The organism is Anaerotignum faecicola, assembly GCA_024460105.1.
Lineage (GTDB): Bacteria > Bacillota > Clostridia > Lachnospirales > Anaerotignaceae > JANFXS01.
Window position 1 is genome coordinate 1 of record JANFXS010000364.1, and the last position, 427, is coordinate 427.

Genomic DNA, 427 nt, shown 5'->3' on the forward strand with positions numbered 1-427 from the left:
TATGATATGTTTGCCTGCAGCGGCATTCTCTTCAATCATGAAAGCGAGCGCCGTGGCCTGGAATTTGTTACCAGAAAAATCACAGACGCCGTAGCCCGTATCAAGCTTGGTATTTTGGATCACGTAGAGCTTGGAAGCCTTGACGCCAAACGAGACTGGGGACATTCCAAAGATTATGTAAAAGCCATGTGGCTGATGCTGCAGCAGGATACGCCTGATGACTATGTGATAGCAACCAATGAGACGAGAACCGTCCGCGAATTTGTAGAAACGGCTTTCCGCTATGCAGGAATCGATGTGGAATGGCATGGAAGCGGAATAACAGAAAACGGTATCGACAAGGCCACCGGAAAAACCATTGTAACTGTAAATCCTGAATTTTTCCGCCCTGCTGAGGTCGAAGTTCTTCTTGGAGATCCTTCAAAAG

Annotated in this window: 1 protein-coding gene; it reads left to right on the forward strand. The window is 47.3% G+C overall.

The window, feature by feature from the left end; all coding sequences use genetic code 11:
- Positions 1 to 427 (forward strand): GDP-mannose 4,6-dehydratase (locus NE664_14400; GenBank protein MCQ4727825.1); only part of this gene is annotated, 427 nt, incomplete at both ends.